At 50.5% G+C, this 19,387-nt stretch carries 17 protein-coding genes and 1 pseudogene; 14 read left to right on the forward strand and 4 right to left on the reverse strand.

Going from position 1 to position 19,387, the window contains the following annotated elements; genetic code table 11:
- Positions 1 to 3 precede the first annotated feature (3 nt).
- Positions 4 to 351, reverse strand: coding sequence for a hypothetical protein (locus tag DESTI_RS05590; RefSeq protein ID WP_014808988.1), 348 nt, complete (start codon positions 349 to 351; stop codon positions 4 to 6).
- A 435-nt stretch (positions 352 to 786) separates the two neighbouring features.
- On the opposite strand from DESTI_RS05590, the gene DESTI_RS05595 reads away from it, so the two are divergent.
- Complete coding sequence (locus tag DESTI_RS05595; RefSeq protein ID WP_014808989.1) at positions 787 to 1,269, forward strand: Crp/Fnr family transcriptional regulator; 483 nt, start codon at positions 787 to 789, stop codon at positions 1,267 to 1,269.
- An 818-nt stretch (positions 1,270 to 2,087) separates the two neighbouring features.
- Positions 2,088 to 3,626, forward strand: a complete 1,539-nt coding sequence (locus DESTI_RS05605; RefSeq protein WP_014808990.1) for a putative sulfate exporter family transporter — start codon at positions 2,088 to 2,090, stop codon at positions 3,624 to 3,626.
- A gap of 98 nt (positions 3,627 to 3,724) precedes the next feature.
- Here DESTI_RS05605 and DESTI_RS05610 read toward each other — a convergent pair whose 3' ends face one another.
- A complete protein-coding gene (locus DESTI_RS05610; RefSeq protein ID WP_014808991.1) occupies positions 3,725 to 5,149 on the reverse strand; it encodes an MBL fold metallo-hydrolase in 1,425 nt (474 codons plus the stop codon).
- Positions 5,150 to 5,588: 439 nt separating this feature from the next.
- Here DESTI_RS05610 and ndk point away from each other — a divergent pair, with 439 nt between their 5' ends.
- The 12 genes and pseudogenes from ndk (at position 5,589) to menA (ending at position 16,096) form a co-directional block, all read left to right on the forward strand.
- A complete protein-coding gene (gene ndk / locus DESTI_RS05615; RefSeq protein WP_014808992.1) occupies positions 5,589 to 6,002 on the forward strand; it encodes a nucleoside-diphosphate kinase in 414 nt (137 codons plus the stop codon).
- Positions 6,002 to 7,066 (forward strand): dual-specificity RNA methyltransferase RlmN, encoded by a 1,065-nt coding sequence (rlmN, locus tag DESTI_RS05620; protein WP_014808993.1) that lies wholly within the window; start codon positions 6,002 to 6,004, stop codon positions 7,064 to 7,066. Before ndk ends, rlmN begins: the two co-directional genes overlap by 1 nt.
- Entirely contained in the window at positions 7,027 to 8,661 is a 1,635-nt protein-coding gene (locus tag DESTI_RS05625) for a bifunctional aminoglycoside phosphotransferase/ATP-binding protein (RefSeq protein ID WP_014808994.1), read from the forward strand. Before rlmN ends, DESTI_RS05625 begins: the two co-directional genes overlap by 40 nt.
- Positions 8,662 to 8,718: 57 nt before the next feature.
- Positions 8,719 to 9,612: a tetratricopeptide repeat protein gene (locus tag DESTI_RS05630; protein ID WP_014808995.1), complete on the forward strand. Its 894-nt coding sequence runs from the start codon at positions 8,719 to 8,721 to the stop codon at positions 9,610 to 9,612.
- A gap of 156 nt (positions 9,613 to 9,768) precedes the next feature.
- Positions 9,769 to 10,347: pseudogene (locus tag DESTI_RS05635) on the forward strand (IMP cyclohydrolase); the annotation flags it as partial.
- Positions 10,348 to 10,389: 42 nt separating this feature from the next.
- A complete protein-coding gene (gene purE, locus DESTI_RS05640; RefSeq protein ID WP_014808997.1) occupies positions 10,390 to 10,887 on the forward strand; it encodes a 5-(carboxyamino)imidazole ribonucleotide mutase in 498 nt (165 codons plus the stop codon).
- A 484-nt stretch (positions 10,888 to 11,371) separates the two neighbouring features.
- The gene (locus DESTI_RS05645) at positions 11,372 to 12,064 is read left to right on the forward strand and encodes a TetR/AcrR family transcriptional regulator (RefSeq protein WP_014808998.1); all 693 of its coding nucleotides are present in this window, start codon (positions 11,372 to 11,374) and stop codon (positions 12,062 to 12,064) included.
- Positions 12,064 to 13,005: an ABC transporter substrate-binding protein gene (locus DESTI_RS05650; protein ID WP_014808999.1), complete on the forward strand. Its 942-nt coding sequence runs from the start codon at positions 12,064 to 12,066 to the stop codon at positions 13,003 to 13,005. The genes DESTI_RS05645 and DESTI_RS05650 overlap by 1 nt, the downstream gene beginning before the upstream one ends.
- The gene (locus tag DESTI_RS05655) at positions 12,986 to 13,747 is read left to right on the forward strand and encodes an ABC transporter ATP-binding protein (RefSeq protein WP_014809000.1); all 762 of its coding nucleotides are present in this window, start codon (positions 12,986 to 12,988) and stop codon (positions 13,745 to 13,747) included. The genes DESTI_RS05650 and DESTI_RS05655 overlap by 20 nt, the downstream gene beginning before the upstream one ends.
- Entirely contained in the window at positions 13,744 to 14,487 is a 744-nt protein-coding gene (locus DESTI_RS05660) for an ABC transporter permease (RefSeq protein ID WP_014809001.1), read from the forward strand. The genes DESTI_RS05655 and DESTI_RS05660 overlap by 4 nt, the downstream gene beginning before the upstream one ends.
- Positions 14,472 to 15,209, forward strand: coding sequence for a bifunctional demethylmenaquinone methyltransferase/2-methoxy-6-polyprenyl-1,4-benzoquinol methylase UbiE (gene ubiE, locus DESTI_RS05665; RefSeq protein ID WP_014809002.1), 738 nt, complete (start codon positions 14,472 to 14,474; stop codon positions 15,207 to 15,209). Before DESTI_RS05660 ends, ubiE begins: the two co-directional genes overlap by 16 nt.
- The gene (menA, locus tag DESTI_RS05670; protein WP_014809003.1) at positions 15,206 to 16,096 is read left to right on the forward strand and encodes a 1,4-dihydroxy-2-naphthoate octaprenyltransferase; all 891 of its coding nucleotides are present in this window, start codon (positions 15,206 to 15,208) and stop codon (positions 16,094 to 16,096) included. Before ubiE ends, menA begins: the two co-directional genes overlap by 4 nt.
- A 364-nt stretch (positions 16,097 to 16,460) precedes the next feature.
- On the opposite strand, the gene DESTI_RS05675 is transcribed toward menA, so the two are convergent.
- Complete coding sequence (locus DESTI_RS05675) at positions 16,461 to 16,715, reverse strand: hypothetical protein (protein WP_014809004.1); 255 nt, start codon at positions 16,713 to 16,715, stop codon at positions 16,461 to 16,463.
- A 170-nt stretch (positions 16,716 to 16,885) separates the two neighbouring features.
- Positions 16,886 to 19,384 carry a spermidine synthase gene (locus DESTI_RS05680; protein WP_014809005.1) on the reverse strand — a complete coding sequence of 833 codons (2,499 nt, stop codon included), beginning with the start codon at positions 19,382 to 19,384 and terminating at the stop codon, positions 16,886 to 16,888.
- Positions 19,385 to 19,387 lie beyond the last annotated feature (3 nt).

Consider the following 19,387-nt stretch of genomic DNA (forward strand, 5'->3'; position numbering starts at 1 on the left):
TGCTCACTTGCCCCGGTGATGTCTTCGATAATTGGCCGCCCAGTTGGTGAAGACATCCTCACCATGGCCGATTACGCCGTACCCGCCGTAAAGGTCGTTCCAATGTTGTGTTGCCTCGAGTGTGGCTTTGAATTCGGCCGATCCGGAGTGTTGAATGGGATTGAGCCATCTGCGAACACCAAAAGTGTATTCGTATGGATCTCCTTTGTGACTGGGATATGGCACATTCCTGGTGAGGGGATATTCCAGGCTATAGGGAAGGACTTTCGTATGCATAGGCTGCATGGCCCATCCACCGCTAAAGCTCAGGAGAACAAGACCTACTGCTGCTATGAGGAGAGATTTTCTCATGGGTGCTCCGCTTAAAGAATGAATACCTCGACGTTTATTGAACAATATCATATATCATTCTGATTTGGCAAGTATAAATTACTGGATAGTCCGAGATTACAAATAGCAACTGGTACTGTATCTTTCGATTTCACAACAAAAATTGCATCCATTTCATGGAATTTTACTCTGGTATTCCATTTCAATCTAAAACAATTCCTTATCATGGTGTCAGTTTCTCTTACAGTTCATCCAAAGAATTTACAGATGCCATTATCGGAAGGATGCGTAATATTGTGTCGTTTTGACGGATATTCCAGAGATGTTACTTGGCACTCTCATTGCATAGTTGTCTTTTTGTCACCTTGAGGACGAGAGGAAATCCACCGAGCGTGGCAGGGCTGAACGAGAACGCCTAAATGTACGAGCATCACGACCCCAAGTAGGAGGTGAGCCATGATAATTCAGAATCACGAACTATTCAGGGAATTGAGCCAGGAAACGATATTCGAGATTTCCAAAGTCATGGTCGAACAACGTTTCAACAAAGGAGCCATAGTTTATACGCAAAAAGATCGTGCTCTCTATTTTTACATTTTGGGCGAAGGAAACGTCCGACTCACCATGGCGGAACAAGCCGAAATCGATTACAGCGTCACCAGGACAGGAGAAGTTTTTGGGTGGTCAAGCATGGTAGGACGTCGTTACTACACTGCGAATGCCGAGTGTCTTCAGCCGAGCAAGGTGTACATGATCGACAAGGAAAAACTTATAACTATTTTTCAGAAGAACCCCAGAGACGGAATGAAGTTTTATGAGCGTCTTGCGGCTGCAGTAGTGCAACGACTGGTAGACAACTACAACGCTTTTATTACAGGCGGGACTCTTCAAGGGGTTACCTACGGCTCCGGTCAGGTCATGGGCGCGGGCGAGGAATAGAGGGAAAGCAAAATTGAAGGGATCTCCGGAAAACAGGGGGTCCCCTATAAGCGTTAAAACAAGAATCCGGCGTAAGATGTGATGACCAAAGCGATCCGCATCTTTTTTGCCAGAGTTTCTGAATGACTGTCATTGCGAGCGAAGCGAAGCAATCGCCTGAAATTGAGAGCCTGAATCCCAGGCGATTGCCACGTCGCTGCGCTCCTCGCAATGACAATTATCTGTTTTCTTTGATGGTTTATGCCCCGCAAACGTAATCATGAAACAGATATTCCTTTCTTTACAGATTACACATAATGACTCCACATGTGTAATCGAGAGTGTATCAACAAAGCAATTGGAATTGCGCCCCCTCTATACGCGAATCAAGCTCGCATTTTGCCGCGCTAAAAAATCGCGTGATACCAATGTGCGTTCAAAGAAGTAATCCCGCCACCGGCGGGACCGGCCCAAAACAGATCTCTCAATACTCCTTCTGTGAAAGTATATTGGTATGACACAGAATTAGAGCAATTTGCGGGCATCTGAAACAGCACAATTTTGTTCTTTGTGCAGGAGAATTGTTATATAGATTAACTGAACGAGAGAAAGCCGGCTGACGTCTGCCGGAGCCTTTGAATCGTTGCTCTATGGCGCTGCGACAGCCTGTTCTACGAGTCAACATACGAAAACGGGTGCCTTTGCTTCATTACATTTTTAGATCGGGGGAGGTGATAAGACCAGTCATTTGCAAAAGTCTCTCTCATACTAATCCATTCAGTTAAAGACTGTGGTCTATGTATCGCGCTCGGACGCACCGAGAAAGGAGCTGACAAGCTATGTCAAACGGCAAACTAGGTTGGTCAGTACTTTGGAAAACAGAAGATTGGCTGGCTGTATGGATAGGATTTCTCATCATCGGTCTGGTGCTCGCAGGACTCACGGTAAAACCGCCGAAGTTCAAATGGGCCACCGAGGGTGAGTTTAAAACGTTTGTCAATGAGATGACTCCTGTAGTGGACAACTTGGCCAAACAGGCTGCTGCCAAAGGCGAACAGGACCTTCAAACCCAAGCTGCAGCTCTGAAAGCGGCCATGGAAAAGGGCGACAGAAAAGCAGTTGGAGACGCGGCGAAAAAACTGGAGTCTACGGCCAAGAACGTCAAAGATAAAGATTTGAAGAAAAAGGGAGCCGATCTGGGCAAGCAGATTTCCGGAAACGCCGGAAACTTGATCGGCAAAGTATTTTCCTCAGACAACATTCTCTGGTCCATATACATAGCAATCGGTATTCTCATTCTGAGCGTCATTGCCCTATCTCTCCTGGGAGTAAATGTAGGGCTCTTTGTGATAGGTTTTCCCATAGTGTTCATTATTGCGTGGATTTCATTACTTCTTGCGGGTAATTACACGATCAATGTATATGGCCTGGAATATGTCCTGTGGTGTCTGTTTCTTGGACTTTTCATAAGTAACGTAATTGGTGTACCTGATTGGCTGAAACCTGCTGTTCAGACCGAGTTTTATATCAAAACAGGTCTCGTGGTTCTCGGTGCAGGTATTCTCTTTGGAGAGATTATCCAGGCGGGAGCGCTCGGCATTCTCCAGGCAGTGTTGGTGGTCGGTGTCGTCTGGTACATGTGCTACTGGATTGCCCGTAAACTTCAAGTAGATGAAGAATTTTCGGCAATTCTGGCAAGTGCCGTTTCCATCTGCGGTGTATCGGCTGCCATTGCAACTTCGGGCGCAATAAAGGGCGATCCCAAGAAATTGAGCTACACAACATCCATCGTGCTCATCTGCGCGGTTCCCATGATGGTTCTGCAGCCAATCATATCGAAGTACTTCGGCATACCGGATGCGGTTGCCGGAGCATGGCTTGGCGGGACTCTCGACACGAGCGGGTCCGTTGTTGCTGCGGGCTCTCTTATCAGCGAAACGGCCATGAAGGTCGGCGTTATCGTCAAAATGTCCCAGAACGTGCTCATCGGTGTTGCCGCCTTCATCTTGGCTGTGGTCTGGACCTTCAAGAAGGCGGAGGAAGTACCTGGCGGCGAAAAACCCGGTGCGATCGAAATATGGAACAGATTTCCCAAGTTCGTTCTCGGGTTCATGATTGCATCGTTGATTTTCTCATTCTTGCTGCCTGAAGCGACAGTGAAGGCAACAAAGGGTGTGCTATCCGGCTTACGGACATACTGGTTCGCTCTGGCCTTCGTTTCTATCGGATTGGAAACCAGATTTGCAGAATTGGCGACTCTTGGCGGCGGCCGACCTGCGATAGCATTCCTTATAGCTCAGGGAATCAACATACTCTGGACCTTACTTCTGGCTTATCTCATTTTTGGCGGAATTCTGTTCGCCGCACCCGCCTTCTAGAATCATCAAAGCTCGAAGCGCGTGCCTGTTTCTGTGGTACGCGCTTACTCTTCTGTGAACCCCTTTTCAGGGCGGAGACGATCATTGTCTTACTTTCATTATTGTGAATCAGTGAGAATGATTTTTTGTTCGGTCGCAGGCTGAAGGCTCAGCGCTTCCGGATGCCGTTCTGAAAAACTGTGGTTCAGCCATTCGGTTGATTCGGGTTCGCCGTGAACCCATACAGCAACTCGGGGATTGAAATGATCCGCGATACTCAGCAGATCGTCGCGAGTTGCATGAGAGGAAAGAGAGAAACGGCGCCGGTGAGGACAAATCACCCGTATGCGGCGGTCACTTTTCAGATCCGGTTGCACAAAGTCGCCGGTGGCCGCTCCGGCGAGTTCGTAGCCGAATTCCTCCGGTGCTACATAGCTCGTGAAAAAGATGCCGTTCTTCTCCGATTGCACCAGTTCTTCCGCAAGCCGTGCAGAAGGGCTTCCTCGCGACAGCATGCCGCTTGTGAACACGAAAATTGAAGGAACCCGCGTGAGTTCCTGGGCTGTCTTGAATTCGTCGTTCACGTTGAATGCAGTTACTCTGCGAGATGCAATGCTGATGATCTTGGGATCGTAACCGTTGAGGTACTCCGGATACATCTCGTACACTTTGTTGATTGCGGAGGAAAGCCCATGATGATAGAGGACCGGAGTATCCACAGGTATCAAACCATCCCATTTCATGGATTCCAGAAGAACGATAAGTTCTTGTGTCTTTCCCAGGGCAAATGAAGGGAGCAACACATGACCGCCTCTCTGGAGTGTGTCGTTGATCTCTTCCGCGAGGGCGTGAGTTTCGGCTTTCCTGTCATTGTTGGGATCGGATTCTATTGAACCTCTGGTGGATTCGATGAGGAGAAAGTCTATGTCATCCGCTAAATCCGGTAGCATGCATCCGTTGTGGATCGTCTGTTTGTGTTTCGCAATGTCGCCCGTGTAGACCAACGAGTGCCCCCCGTCCCACAAGACAACTCCTGCTGCACCGAGAATATGCCCTGACGGAAAGAAGGAACCGAACAGGCCGTCTGCAATGCGGAATTTTTCTCCGAATGTGTGGGCAGCGAAAACACTCCTGGAAGCAAACATCTTTGAAACAGACTGCCTGTCGAGACACCATTCGTACGGATAATCTTCGCTCTGTCCACGCGGACAAACCTGCATTTTGGCCGAATCCATCAACATGAGAGGAATAAGCTTCTTGGACGGGACAGTCACGTGTACGCGGCGTCCGCGGCCCAGGTACGCATCCATAATGATGGGGAGACTGCCGACATGATCGATATGAGCGTGTGTGACAATGACAGCATCCACCCCCCTCTTGCCCAATGCGTCAAAGCGCGGAAGCGATTCGTATCCTTTCTTGGTTACGTCCAGGCCGCAATCCAGGAGAATTCTCGAACCTTTCCAGTCCAGAAGATAGGAATTTGCTCCTATTTCCCGGCCACCCCCTAAGACAGTGATACTGATGGGTTTTCTACTGGTCACCGGCATTTCCTGTTAGTGAAAGTTTCGCGTAAATAAGGCGTCGAATGCTCTCCTAGAATGTGAACGGCACAGTGATCTGTAAAGTCTTTGTACCATATTTTCATACATTTCGTAGCCTCAATCGGACAGTATGGCGATCTCTCTACATCCATATGCACGTGCATGTTGCTTTCGGCGTAGTTCAATTCTAAAATCGGAACGGATTATGTCGTTAGTTCAGTTGAGAGACAGTCAGACATTCTGGTAATGACTGTTCCTGGTGTCGCGGATCACGGCCTCCGTGCACCGGTAGGGGTCCCGCGAACACCCGGGATGGGTGCCCGGTAGCGGACGCAGGGCACCGATACTTTTCGAAACTTTTAGAAGACACGCGGACGGGTTCCGCTTTGATTGACCGTTGTTCCGGCCTCGAGCCGGACTTATTATTAAGGAGGATCGCATGGAAAAGACTCTTTCCATCATCAAACCGGATGGCGTATCGAAGAATCTCATAGGAGAAGTAATCAAGACATTCGAGTCGCAGGGAATCAGAATTGCGGCAGCGAAAATGAAGCTTTTGAGCCGCAAAGAAGCAGAAGGATTCTACTATGTTCATAAAGAACGCCCTTTCTTCGGAGAACTGGTAGAATTCATGATGTCGGGACCCGTGGTCTTGATGGTGTTGGAAGGAGAGGACGTGATTCGACGGAATCGTGAAATCATGGGAGCGACCGATCCTGCAGAAGCGGCGCCTGGAACTATCCGAGCAAAATGGGCTGACAGTAAACAGAACAATATTGTGCACGGATCCGATTCTCCTGAAAGCGCGGCATTTGAGATAGGGTACTTCTTCAGCGGAATAGAAATATTTTGATGAGCGTTTCTCACAAATCTCAACCTGAGACATGCGTTCCGGACCTGGTGGGAATGCCGCATTCCGAGATGGAAGACTTTTTCCGCGGACTCGGAAAAGAACGGTACAGAGCCGCCCAGGTAATGAAGTGGATACACCAGGACTTGTCCGATTCATTCGCGGGCATGACCAATCTGTCCAAGAGACTCAGGGACGAACTGAATGAAAGAGCAGGGTTGTGTATCCCGACGCTGATCGACATGCAGTGTTCGGAGGATGGTACCACCAAGTTTCTCCTGGGCCTGGAAGACGGACTCAGGGTTGAAACGGTGCTGATCCCTTCCGAGGATCACGACACGCTGTGTGTGTCCACTCAGGTGGGATGCGCCATGGGCTGCAGAATTTGCAGAACCGGTTCCATGGGATTTGTGAGAAATCTTACTGCCGGAGAAATCGTTTCTCAGCTTCTGACTGTGCGACGGCGCTTGCCGAGCAGTCGGATCACCAACATAGTCTTTATGGGAATGGGAGAGCCACTCGCGAATTTCGATCAAACCGTGAAAGCGCTGAACATACTGAGCCACCCCAATGGACCCCAGGTTTCCTGGCGCAGGATAACGGTGTCCACTGTTGGGCTGGTTCCTCGAATAACCGAGCTGGGAAACCGGGTGAGAGCCAAGCTTGCGGTCAGTCTCAATGCGGTGACCGACGAACAACGGGATCAGATAATGCCGATCAACAAAAAGTATCCCATCGGCACGCTTATGGAGACGTTGAGAAAATATCCCGTCACCAGAGGTGACCGTATTACCATCGAGTACGTGCTGATACGAGGTCTGAACGACTCCGATGCGGATGCACGACAATTAGTGCGATTGCTCAATCCCATTCGCGCAAAGGTGAATCTCATTCCGCTCAATGATGAGGCAACAGGCGATCTCGAATCACCTTTGCCTGAACGGGTGCTCAAGTTCCAGGACATACTCCTGAACCGTTCGCTCATGGCTATTGTCCGCAAGTCCAGAGGCAGGGATGTTCTCGCGGCATGCGGACAATTAGCGTCCCGTGGGACAGAACTCCCGTGACCGACCATTTCCCGGAACTCATTGCCGCATTATCCAACCCCGCGGTTTATCCTGTGCGGCCTGATTCCGTACAAGTCTTGCAGACCCACATTTCTGTCGTTTTTATAGCAGGAGACCTGGTTTACAAAATCAAGAAGCCGGTGAATTTCGGATTCCTAGATTTCACCACTCGAGAGAAGCGTACATATTACTGTCACCGCGAAGTGGCACTCAATTCCCGATTTTCAAAGGGGATTTACCTTGATGTTGCAACCATTTACCGGACGGATTCCGGAATCGATCTGACAGGGCCGGGTGAAGCGATCGAGTCCGCAGTCGTTATGCGGAGAATTCCGGAAGAGGCACTCTTGATAAGTATGGTTGATCGGGATCGTGTAACTCCGGAACTCCTGGACCGCATTTCCTCCTGTATTGCATATTTCCATGCACAAGCCGAACGAGGCCCGCAAATAGATGCCTTCGGATCTCCCCGGGTGATTCGAAATAATGTGACAGAAAACTTCGTGCAGACAGAACCGTACATTTCCCGAACCATCGATCGTTCCGTGTACGATGAGACGCGAGCGCTCTCCATTCAGTTCCTGGCGGAGAATGAACCACTGTTTACAAAAAGAGTTCAAGAAGGATTCATTCGGGACTGTCACGGAGATCTGCATCTCGATCACGTAATCGTACTGGATGAGATAATGTTGTTGGACTGTATCGAATTCAACGATCGTTTTCGGTACGGAGATACTGCTTCCGATCTTGCATTCCTTCTTATGGACTTTGAATATCGAGGATATCCCGCTTTTGCAGACCGCGTATCAAAGCAGTACGCAGCCGCATCAGGCGATGAGGATGCATTGAAGCTCCTGGGATTCTACAAATCCTATCGTGCCTTTGTTCGAGGTAAAGTGATCGGATTTACTCTGGACGAACCTGAAGTACCGGAGCAGGACAAGGCTGCGGCGGCAATGAGGGCGCGCTCGTATTTCGATCTGGCTCTTGCAAATCTGAAAGCTCCCCCTGAACCGGTGCTGATCGTCACATGCGGGCTTATGGGAAGTGGAAAAAGCTTCATTGCGGAGAAACTCGGGAAACGGCTCGGAATAACCCCTATACGATCGGATGTGCTGAGAAAACGCATGTACGGCCTCTCTCCTGCAGAACATCAGCTTGACAACTATCGCGAGGGGTTCTATACGTCTGGGGCGACGGAAAGGACGTACCAGGCGCTTCTGGCAGACGCTCGGGAAGCTCTTACGCGTGGTTCATCCGTCATTCTCGATGCCTCGTTCGCTCGATACGAGGATCGGGTCAGAGCGGCCCGGTTAGCGCTCGATGCTGGCGCACGTTTCAGAATCGTATGCTGCTGGGCACCGGACAAGACAATTCATGCTAGGCTCGTAGATCGCTCAGCCAAATCGAACGAACCCTCGGATGGTCGGTGGGAAATCTTTTCACAACACAAAAGCGATTTCGAAAACATCCGGGAAGACGAGAAGAAACATTGCAGAACGTGGGATTCTACAGGGGATACGAATACGTTTCTCAGAGAATTTGTCAGAGAATTGACGTTCGACAGGAATATCAGCCGAGGCGTATACGATTAGCAGGTCTTTCCTACCTTTTTTCCACACTCCCTATCTATGAAATGCGAGGAATATGCCATGAGTTGCGGGAAACTCCTTAGGTTTCTTCCATTGGTTTTGGTTCTGCTGGGCTGCGTTCCCCAACAACTCGGACTTTCGTCAGCGGACAAGAAAACCGTTCAGTTCCATTATCAGTTGGGGATCACCTATCTCGGCGAGGGCAAAACACCTCAAGCCATAAAAGAGCTCACTACAGCGCAGAGCTTGTATGCTGGTAGCGCCGATATCGAGCACGCACTCGGATTGGCTTATCAGCAAAAAGGCATGACCGACAAAGCTATCGAACAGTATGAGAAAGCCATAGGACTGGACGAGAAGCTCACGGAAGCCCGAAACAACTACGGAACTGCTCTTCTGGCAAAAGGCGAGTACGATAAAGCTTTGGAGCAGTTTGAAAAATGTTTGGCCGATCTCCAGTACGCAACTCCGGAAAAGGCAGCGTATAATATGGGGGTAGCGTATTTCAACAAGAAGGACCTGGATAAGGCAACAGAATATTACGAGAAAGCCATCAAACTGAAGGACGACAATCCGAACGCACTGTTCAATCTGGGATACATTTACGAGGAAAAGAAGAATTTCGGAAAGGCCCTGGATGCATATAAGAAAGCAGCCACCCTGGATCCGTCTTTTAAAGAAGCTTTCTATCGATTGGGAGTCATCTACGACAACCAGCAGGAATACGGTAAGTCACTGGAAGCACTTAAAAATGCGGTTCAAGTCGATCCGGATTATCTCGCTGCTCAATATCGCCTTGGAATGGTCTTTCTCAAAACCGGCAACATGGAAGGCGGGCTCAAGAAACTGGAGTTCGTTGTGAAAACCGATCCGGAAAGCCAATTCGCGAAGGACGCTTTGGGAGAACTCAACAAACAAAAAATAGTTCCTTTGAAGAAATCCACCAGCCGATAAAGAACGTGTAATGCCATTTCGCAGTTATGCATATAAGATAGCGAAGGCTGGGGTGTTCTGAGCGGAGTGATTAGACGGCTCTGCGTCGTCCGGAGCGAAGGATACTCCAGCCTCTCGGATTATGAGAAGAAGAGCGAATCTGTATAAGGAGTTTCCATGCCGAGAATTCAACGGGCTCTCATAAGTGTGACGGATAAGTCGGGTATCGAAGTTCTGGCTCGCGGTCTAGCGGAATTTGGAGTGGAAATCCTGTCCACAGGGGGAACCGCTGCCGCATTGGGCCGAGCAGGCCTGACAATCCGAGAAGTTTCCGATTTCACAGGCTTTCCGGAAATGCTGGACGGACGGGTAAAGACCCTGCACCCCAAAATCCATGGAGGCATTCTCGGCATCCGGACGCGGCCTGAACATGCTCAAGCTATGGAAAAGCATGGCATTTCACCTATAGACATGGTCGTGGTGAATCTGTACGCGTTCGAAAAGACCATAGCGAAAGAGGGATGCACGTTGGAAGATGCCATTGAAAATATCGATATCGGCGGGCCGACCCTCCTGAGAGCTTCAGCGAAAAATTATCCATTCGTTACTGTTGTGACCGATCCTGCGGATTACTCCTTGATCCTGAACGAAATGCGAAGCTCCGAGGGATCGGTTTCATTGGAAACCAATTTCCGGTTAGCCAAGAAAGTCTTTCAACTCACTTCAGCGTACGATGCAGCGATTACCGATTATTTGAAATCCGCAGAGCTCGATTAGTTTTCCGGCAAGAGAGAAGTTATGGGAAATATTCAAGTTGGAATTTTGATGGGCAGCGATTCTGATTTGCCCGTAATGCAGAGAGCCGCTTCAGTGCTGAGAGAATTCGGGATAGAGTACTTCATGACTGTCGCTTCCGCTCACCGGACGCCGGACAGAGTGATTGAGCTGGCCAAGCGGGCTGAAAATGAAGGATGGAAAATTCTCATAGCAGGTGCAGGAATGGCGGCCCATCTGGCGGGCTTCATCGCTGCGCACACAGTGCTGCCGGTAATCGGAGTTCCCATGGATTCGTCCCCCCTTGGAGGCCTGGACGCACTCTTATCCACTGTGCAGATGCCAGGGGGAGTTCCTGTTGCTACGATGGGCCTGGGGTCTGCAGGAGCCAAAAATGCCGGACTCTTCGCTGTGGAAATTCTCGCTTTGCAGGACCCGGAATTGAAGCAAAAACTCAAAGATTACCGGGAAGAACAGCGCAAGCTCATTGAAGAAAAAGCAGCAGCACTTTCGCAGCAATGACGAGGGACGACAGCGCTCTGCCGACCTTTCTCCTTAATTCCAAACGTGTCAGAACCTGCCGTACATCTTGATCTGCATGCAAATCTATTTTAGAATGACCGGGTGGTCATCACACCGGGAAGCCTGACAAGTAGGTCGCTTTGTCCGGATGAACGACTGACCGATAATGTTGTCTCCTCAGGATTCAGCCTTCCCTCCAGGACTCAAGAATCCTGAGGGCTGTGAACTGGAGAATCGAAATTTATCCCAGACCGTGGCACGTATTTCTCATCACTTTTCCGGTCTGATTGTAGGGGCGGGCCTAGTGCCCGCCCAAATAAAGGGTAGGCACTAGGTCTACCCCTACAAAGATAGCGAATCGTGCCACGATTTGTATGTTTTGGATAATTTTGAGACAGCCTCGCGAGACGCGAGACCTGCCCCTACTGTGGCTTCCATCTGTGAGTAAGAGTCCCAGGTTTGATTTTCTTAACCGAGTGGAGAAATGCACGACCATTCAGAATCCGGAACAGAGCTTTTCAAAAATCTTCCCCTGGAAAAAAGGGAAAAAGTCTTTGACGCTGCTGTGGCAGAATTCGCTTCAAAAGGCTACAGAAATGCTTCCATGAATTCACTGGTGCGAGCTGCTGGAATCAGCAAGGGAAGCATATTTCAATATTTTAGGACCAAGCGGAACCTTTTCGATGCAGTTCTGGAACTCGCTGTGGATCAGGTGAAGAATTATTTACGCAAAGTGCGTTCCGATACTGAAGAGATGCCTTTTCCGGTACGTCTGGGAACACTGCTCAGGTCGGGATTTGCGTTTATAGATAAGCATCCTCTTCTGTCTGCCATCTATTTTCAGCTCCTCCAGTCTGGTGATGCTCCATTCGGCACGGAGAGGATACTTCGGTTGCGCAAGCTCGGAAATGAGTTCCTTACTGAAATGTTGGATGAAGCGATTTCCCGCGGTGAAGTGCGATCGGATCTCGACCGGCAAAAGGCGGCATTCCTGGTGAACTCTCTTATGGAGACTCTCCTGAGGGCTTATTACACGGAATTTCTGGATTCGGGGCTCGGTTTGTACAAAGGGTCTGTTCAGAATCGAGAGGCATGGATAGAAACGGCGGTTGCATTCATTGTGTCCGGTTTGGGTAACGGATCTTCAGATAAAGTCTGTGAACAAGGGAGGAAATAATGCGGATTCGCACAATTTTAACTTTGTCTGCACTGGTGCTTTCAGTTTTCATCCCATACAGTGGGGCCCAGGCACAGGAGAAGATACGCTTCGGCGTGCTTCCCGTACTTCAGGCGCTGCCTTTGTTTGTCGCCCAGGACAACAAACTCTTCGAGAAGAACGGGATCCAAGTGGAATTGATCCCGTTCAACACGGCAACAGAAAAGGACGTGGCACTTACTACGGGAAACATTGACGGCTACTTTGGCGACCTGTTAACTGCTGTCGTCCTCCAGGCGAATCGGCATAACGTAAGAATCGTTGCGACAAGCTATGACACTCGCAAGGATAAGCGCATGTTTGCAGTCCTGGGTAAACCGAAATGCGAGTATAAGTCGGTGAGCGATTTGGCTGGTATTCCGGTGGCCATCTCATCGAATTCCGTTATCGATTTCGTGACGGAGCGGCTCCTCACCGGAAATGGAGTGCCTCAGGATAAAGTAGCAGTGGTTGAAGCCAAGAACATCGGGCTGAGAATGCAGATGTTACTTTCCGGTCAGGTCGAAGCAGCGACGCTCCCGGAACCTCTGGCAACGGCAGCAATCGGGAAAGGGGCCATCCTTCTCGCGGATGACTCGAAACTGGGTGAAAGCCAGACAGTGCTGGTTTTTTCCGGCGGATATCTGGACAAGAAACCTGCTGCGGTCAAAGCGTTTCTTATGGCTCAAAATGAAGCAAGCAAGCTCATAAACGAGAACCCGGATTCCGCCCGGACCACCATGGTCGAGCATGTCAGGCTGCCCGAACATCTCAAGGCGAGTTATCCGGTTCCTCGATTTCCGGAACTCGCAGCGCCTGAAAAAGACAATGTTCAGACGATTATCCAATGGCTTACCAAGAAAGGTGTAATTTCGGAATCGCTCACATACGAGCAGGTTGTGAATGCTTCATACCTCCCATGAACTCATGGGCTGCATTGCGGCAGCCAAAATGTATCTCACTGACAACGGTCCGATTCCGGCACTGAGCGCGACCGATTTTGCCCTATGTCCCGGTGAGACAGCGGCAATTGTAGGGCCGTCAGGTTGTGGCAAATCCACCTTGCTCTTACTCATGGCAGGACTCGAACAACCTACTTCGGGACACCTGCTCTTTAAGGGTGAACCTTTACGCAGGCCTCATCGGGAAATAGCGCTGGTCCTCCAGGATTACGGCCTCTTCCCGTGGAAGTCGGTGCGGGACAATGTGGAACTCGGCCTCAAGATACGCAACGAGCCTATCGAAGAAGACCGGACGAACGAGCTTCTCACCGAACTGGATATCGGAGAAAAAGGCTCGGTTTATCCCCAACAGCTTTCAGGCGGTCAAAAGCAACGGGTCGCACTTGCCCGCGCCCTGATCCTGAAACCGTCACTGCTGTTGCTCGACGAGCCGTTTGCAGCACTGGATACCTTGACCCGAGAGCGGCTTCAGGACCTTGTGGCGGATCTATGGGGTAAGCTCGGATTCGGCATGGTCGTTGTCACGCACAATATTCAGGAAGCGGTGCGGCTCGGTCGAAGAATTCTCGTCATGGGAGGCACTCCGGGCAAGGTGCTCGAAACGGTCGAGAATCCTCTAGGGTGTACAGAAAATTATCGCGGGACCGACATATTTTATGAAATGTACAAACAGGTACGCGGTCTTCTGGAGCAGAACGGATGACGAATTCCCGTACAAGCTACTTCTGGGGAGTTCTCGTTCTGCTGGCGATCTGGCAAATCGGCGCGTGGATAGCTGGAGAAATGGTCCTGGCCGGACCGTTCACGGTCCTGCGAAAACTCGTGAGCGAGGCCGGCACGCGAAAGTTTTGGCTCCATGTGAGCACTTCATGGATGCGGGTGCTTGCCTCGCTGGCGATCTCCTTCATTACTGCAGTACCTCTTGGATTACTGCTCGGGTCGAATCCACGAGCGGATCGTCTTGCCAGTCCATTGATTTATTTGACCTATCCGGTTCCGAAAATCGTTTTGCTCCCCCTGGTGCTGCTGATTTTCGGTCTTGGCGATATGGGCAAAATTGCCATGCTCTCACTGATTCTCTTTTACCAATTGCTTATTACGACACGTGATGCGGCGCGATCCGTGCCCCGTTCAGCCAGATATGCACTTTTTAGCCTGGGGGGAACTAAGCGGCATCTGTTTGCCCACGTGATATGGCCGTCCACGCTTCCGTCGGTATTCACCGCATTGAGAATCGCTACAGGAACCGTCGTTGCCGTGCTATTCTTCGTCGAATCCATCGGTACGCGATACGGCATGGGATTTTACATACTGGACGCATGGGGCAGGGGCGACGTGCCTCAGATATTTGTAGGAATAGTCGTTCTGGCCCTTATGGGCGTTGTTCTGTACGAAACCTTCGATATTCTTGAAAGAGTCTTCTGTAAATGGAACCAGCTTTAGAAAACAAACCTTTGAAACAATGGACGGATCAGGAACGAATTCACGCGGTAAAACGCATTTTCAACACCATCAGCCCGCATTACGACCTCTTGAACAGAATCATGTCCGCGCGAAGGGACGTTTCGTGGAGACGTTTCGTAGTAAAACGATTACCTGAAGATGCTAAGACCATCCTGGACGTTGCCACAGGGACCGGCGATCTTGCCATCGAAATTGCCGCAAGTCGGGACAGGAAGGTTTTCGGGGCCGATTTCGTCGAAAACATGATGCGTCTGGCAATCGAAAAGACCAACGATCGGAATCTATCCGAAAAAATCTCCTATACCGCGGCTGATGCTTTGCATTTGCCGTTTCCGGATAACACGTTCGATGCTGCAACTGTTGCATTCGGCATACGGAACATGCCGGACAGGCTTGCGGCAATTAAGGAGATGAAGCGTGTCGTCCGACCGCAGGGAAAAATCCTCGTTTTGGAAATGACCTTCCCGAGGAACCTGCGTCTCAGGCGCTTCTTTACATGGTACTTGAATAATGTGATCCCTTTTGTTGGTGGATTGATCTCGGGAAACAAGAGCGCGTACACGTACCTGCCCGACTCTATCCAGGATTTCCTCCACCCGGACGATCTGACCGACCTGTTCGACAGGGCCGGACTGAAATCCGTGAAAGCGTTTCCGCTGACCTTTGGTTTGACGTATCTTCACGAGGGATACGTATCGTGACCCACGAGCGTTTAGGTGCATGGATTCAGGCAAGTCGTGTTCCTTTTTTCGTTGCAACGCTCATTCCCCTCACTCTCGGTGGAGTCGTGGCTGCTCGGGCAGGCGCATGGAATACGGGACGCTGGACCATCGTTCTGATTGCTTCTTTTCTTGTCCATCTGTGTACGAATCTGGCGAACGACTATTTCGATTATGAAACCGGCGCGGATTCAGGCGAATCCATCGGGGGAAGCAGAGTCATTCAGGAAGGCAAGATCGCTCCCCAAGAAATCCGGAATGCTCTCATCCTTCTGTACACAATAGCGTTCGCATGCGGAGTCTGGATTGTGTGGGCATCGGGAGTCTGGTGGCTTGCAGGTGTAATGGGGTTTTCTTTTTTCTCAAGCGTTTTCTATACCGCTCCGCCTATTCGATATGGATATCTCGGACTGGGGGAACTCTTTGTAGGGATCAATATGGGACCCATCATGGTCGGGGGAACAGCGGCTGCCGTTGCAGGAGGTTCCATCGAGAAAGCCTGGGCGGTTTCGATCCCCATTGGTCTCATGGTTGCGATGATTCTCTATTACCAATCTCTTCCCGATATCAAGACGGATAAGAGTGTAGGCAAGCGCACCATAGCCGTACGTCTGGGGAACCCGGCCGCAATCTGGGGGTTCAGAGTCTTTGCTGCAGCTTCGTTGATCTCCATTGCCGGGCTCGTACTTTTTGGGGTGGTCCACCCCGTAGCACTCCTGTCCCTTGTGACGATCCTTCAGGTATATGGAATAGACCGTATGATTCGAATGAGCCGGGACTGGCAGGATTTGCACGATCGGGGCGGGCGCATGCGCCTGTTTTATCTCACGAACGGATTGTTGTTGATCCTGGCCGCTGCACTGTCTTGAAAGCAATCGGCCCGTAAAACCCAGCAGGGTGAATGCGACTGTTGAACGATTACTTCGCATCAATTTGCTTTAAAGTTAGACAAAAATTCCCTCTAACTCCCCTTTATTAAAGGAGGGAATGGGGGCGTAGGCGCTAACTTATGGCGTTTTTGGTCGTTTGTTCCGGAGGAACAACTGACAATAGGCCGGTGATTCATCGCCGGATAAGGAAAAACCTAATGATTTTAGAGTCCGGGAGGGACGGCTGATACACAAATTCCCGGCAATGAATTACCGGGCTATTTTCTTTGGTCCCTGCGGGACAAAGAATTGCAGAAAAATTAGCGCCTATGGGGAATGGGGGGTTTTGAACGCAAATTGATTATTAGAGACTACCTTCTCTGGACCAGTGCTCGGATTGCTGTTTCTTGCGCTCGTCCCACTGTTGGCGTGCTTCGGAGGGTGGGGGGATGATATTGGAAAGGGATCTGAGGCCGGGAACTTTTCTCGTGAGCCATCCTTCTTCCTGTTCTGTGTCGAATCCTGCTTTCACAGGGTTTCCAGCCTTCAAAGCGGAACATGAACTGAGCAACGGCATGAAGAGAATGGACATAACCAAGAGCATTGCATGAAATTTCATAAATATCCCCTGTTCATGAAGGGTTGATTAAATGCGACCAACCGGGGATGAGCTTATAACGATTATCGCCTGCGGATACAAGAACTTTTCTCTCATACATTAAAAAAGTTTTTAAATTTTCCGAGTCATAAGGGCAATGATGAGAATCGATGCCAGGAAATTGGATGGATCTATTTGATACCTTTTTGATTCAAAGGTGAATAGCAAGGGGAATCCCCCTGCAAGAAGCCACGATTTCCTATTTGGCGGAATAAACTTCCTGCAATCACATATACCGCTGCTGCAGAAACCAGGAGTGCGTCGAACCCCCACACCATGGCAATCAGGACTGCCGCGCATGCCGATATGACTGATGCGAATCCATTGATCGCCCATGCAAGGGGAACTGCGGGGGCAGCATTTTCGTGCACCTTCATCAATCCGGAGGGGAAGGGCATTCCCATGAAGAAAGCGGGAATCGCCATGACTCCTATTCCAATGGAATATTTGCAGAATTCGGAGGCTCCGGCTGCAGACTCGAGAAGAAGGGGGAATGCAAAAGTAAAAGCGAGCACAAAAAGACTTATAATGCACCCCACGGAAACAATCCCCCCAGGGATACTGCGTGAAACGGAAGACGAACAGAAACTGCCTATTCCTGCAAAAAAGAGAAACGTTCCTACCACCACTCCCGCAGCGATCACGGGATCGCCGAAGAAACGTGTGAAGATCTGAACAAAACTCATCTCCACGAACATGAACCCAATTCCCAGACATCCGAAGTAACCCGCCAAAGAGATCACGTACCTGAACGACGGACCTTCTGCACTTCGAATCAGCAGGATCGCCGGACCGGGAATCAATATCGAAGCGAAAGTGATTGCCCATAACAATGAGATCAGCAGCACGAGAAAACCCATTTCAGCCCGGGCAGGCCACAACGGACCGAATACTTCCGCCAGGCGCGCCAACGATCTCCATTTGAAAAAATCGTAGAAGAAAGGACTGTCGTCACGCGCCGGTTCGATGCGAAAGAGCCAGGTGTCGAGGAATTCTTCACGATTCGTTGGGAGCAGCTTATTGACCGCTTCGTGATACCAGGATTTCCCACCCGGTCCGGGAAGCACGTGAATCTTATTTGTGTCTTCAGGCCGTATTCCAGGAAACCATTCAACTTCCCACGACATTTTTCGAGCTGCCTCTCGGAAAGCATTCACCTCGGTATCGGTGAATTCCGATCTTCCTACCAGGGTCACAAAGGAAAGCTCGTCCCGTGCAAGCAGCAGGTGATTACCGGGCGCCTTTGCTCCCGCTCTCTCCAGAGCTTCTATCCAGGTTGCAATAATCTTGAGATTATCCCGGGCAGGCTCCTGTATTCCCCGTACCACGCAAGCAATTCCCCTTTCCGAAAGCCGGGAGAGGCTCTTGCCATATCCCTCGACGGTAGCCAAATAGTCTTCCCGCAGCCCTCCTATGCCGCCTGAGCCTGCGGCAAATCCTTCCAGTCCGGCAAATTGTATGACATCGAATACCTCATCGGTTGAATCGAGAAACGCCCGAGGTTCCTGTACGCCGATCCGTACACGGGGATCGTCGAACACATGGCTCGCGTGCTCCCGCAGGACTCTGACGATATTGGCATCCGGCTGAACCACGGTAATCGAATCGGCCGGTGTGAGCCGTGCCGCCCAGATGTGAACTCCCCCGGTTTCTCCCAGAATCAGAACTCGTTTGGGTGCGATTATCTTGTAGGGCAGGGAGTAAAGAGCGCTGTCAAGAAACCGTGCGTCCTTCTCTGATTTTATGTCGAGAATGGATCCGACCTGGAATCCGTCCACCAGGAGCATATCCATGGGAGGAGGCGCTTCCCGAGAACTGAGAGCAAGCAGCGAATGGAATAGCGAGCTCGAGAACACATCTATTCGACCTCTCGGACCGGATCGCGATATCAGCCTTTCAGCAGCTCCCTGTTTCTCCAATTGCTGCACGTAAGCCAAGGGTTTGTACTGATCCACGTTGAGCGGGAACGACCGGTCGGGGGGCAGGGCAAACCCAGCCGAAACGATGATTGCCGTCCCTGCAAGAACCCACGAGTACGCAGCACTTCCTGTCCGGGCCGCGAAGAGAAGGAACAAGCCTGATACGAGGACCACAAGCGACAGAACCAGCACAAGCCCGTTGGCTGGAAAACGTGCGAGTAGCACTATGGACCCGATCGCTCCAGCAGCACTCCCGGCGAGATTGGATGCGTAGATTCCCGGTACTTCCTCTTTTCCCGCCATGAGGGCAAGTCCTATGAGCAATCCGGCCAAAAGAAAAGGCAGACTATGGACGACCCAGAAGAGCGTCCACCAGGCAATGGTGCTTCCCCACGCTATAGGCGGAAAATAGACATTCAAAGGGAGCAATTCCCCGACCTTGAAACTGGCCGGAAGACACAAAGCGAAAACGAGAGTCCCCCATCTCAGCACATTCTCAGAGTTCTTCTCAAACCATGCCCCACCCAATGCGAGTATTGCTCCACCCGCACCAAACCCCAGCAGCGCACAACTGATCACGAGAAATGAGAAATGATGATAGCGCGCGATAAGCAGACAGCGCATCAGTACGATCTGCCATCCCACCGCGACGAACGAAATAAGGAAAATCGCGGCAAGAAAAAACCCGTACCGCATCGAAACAGCATTCATTTA

The sequence above is a fragment of the Desulfomonile tiedjei DSM 6799 genome, from assembly GCF_000266945.1.
Lineage (GTDB): Bacteria > Desulfobacterota > Desulfomonilia > Desulfomonilales > Desulfomonilaceae > Desulfomonile > Desulfomonile tiedjei.

Bases quoted from the DNA above. Each gene is read 5' to 3' on its own strand.
- DESTI_RS05590 (WP_014808988.1), bottom strand. From the start codon at position 351: ATGAGAAAATCTCTCCTCATAGCAGCAGTAGGTCTTGTTCTCCTGAGC.
- DESTI_RS05595 (WP_014808989.1), top strand. From the start codon at position 787: ATGATAATTCAGAATCACGAACTATTCAGGGAATTGAGCCAGGAAACG.
- DESTI_RS05605 (WP_014808990.1), top strand. From the start codon at position 2,088: ATGTCAAACGGCAAACTAGGTTGGTCAGTACTTTGGAAAACAGAAGAT.
- ndk (WP_014808992.1), top strand. From the start codon at position 5,589: ATGGAAAAGACTCTTTCCATCATCAAACCGGATGGCGTATCGAAGAAT.
- rlmN (WP_014808993.1), top strand. From the start codon at position 6,002: ATGAGCGTTTCTCACAAATCTCAACCTGAGACATGCGTTCCGGACCTG.
- DESTI_RS05625 (WP_014808994.1), top strand. From the start codon at position 7,027: ATGCGGACAATTAGCGTCCCGTGGGACAGAACTCCCGTGACCGACCAT.
- DESTI_RS05630 (WP_014808995.1), top strand. From the start codon at position 8,719: ATGAGTTGCGGGAAACTCCTTAGGTTTCTTCCATTGGTTTTGGTTCTG.
- purE (WP_014808997.1), top strand. From the start codon at position 10,390: ATGGGAAATATTCAAGTTGGAATTTTGATGGGCAGCGATTCTGATTTG.
- DESTI_RS05645 (WP_014808998.1), top strand. From the start codon at position 11,372: ATGCACGACCATTCAGAATCCGGAACAGAGCTTTTCAAAAATCTTCCC.
- DESTI_RS05650 (WP_014808999.1), top strand. From the start codon at position 12,064: ATGCGGATTCGCACAATTTTAACTTTGTCTGCACTGGTGCTTTCAGTT.
- DESTI_RS05655 (WP_014809000.1), top strand. From the start codon at position 12,986: ATGCTTCATACCTCCCATGAACTCATGGGCTGCATTGCGGCAGCCAAA.
- DESTI_RS05660 (WP_014809001.1), top strand. From the start codon at position 13,744: ATGACGAATTCCCGTACAAGCTACTTCTGGGGAGTTCTCGTTCTGCTG.
- ubiE (WP_014809002.1), top strand. From the start codon at position 14,472: ATGGAACCAGCTTTAGAAAACAAACCTTTGAAACAATGGACGGATCAG.
- DESTI_RS05675 (WP_014809004.1), bottom strand. From the start codon at position 16,715: ATGAAATTTCATGCAATGCTCTTGGTTATGTCCATTCTCTTCATGCCG.
- DESTI_RS05680 (WP_014809005.1), bottom strand. From the start codon at position 19,384: ATGAATGCTGTTTCGATGCGGTACGGGTTTTTTCTTGCCGCGATTTTC.